General features: G+C 55.0%; 1 pseudogene. It reads right to left on the reverse strand.

From position 1 onward, the window contains the following. Positions 1-271: pseudogene (locus ALO43_RS31220) on the reverse strand (type III effector); the annotation flags it as partial.

Consider the following 271-nt stretch of genomic DNA (forward strand, 5'->3'; position numbering starts at 1 on the left):
CCCAGATTCACTTCAAGCATCGAATGGTGGCTGCCCTGACCTAAATAGGCATAGCAGGCATACCGCACAAGCTCCTTAAAGCCCTGCTCACTCTCGATATCAAGGCGTTTCAAACACGCTGGTGCCAGAAAGCGTGCCACAGATACCAAGCGCGAAGCGGTGCCGGACGGGCCGGCAATGACAGGCTTTGCAGACTCTTCCGCGCGCCTGGCGAAATCACTGTCCGGTTTCACACCCCATACCTGTCTCTTATACACATCTTCATCCTGGT

Origin of the sequence: Pseudomonas tremae, assembly GCF_001401155.1 — a bacterium.
Lineage (GTDB): Bacteria > Pseudomonadota > Gammaproteobacteria > Pseudomonadales > Pseudomonadaceae > Aquipseudomonas > Aquipseudomonas tremae.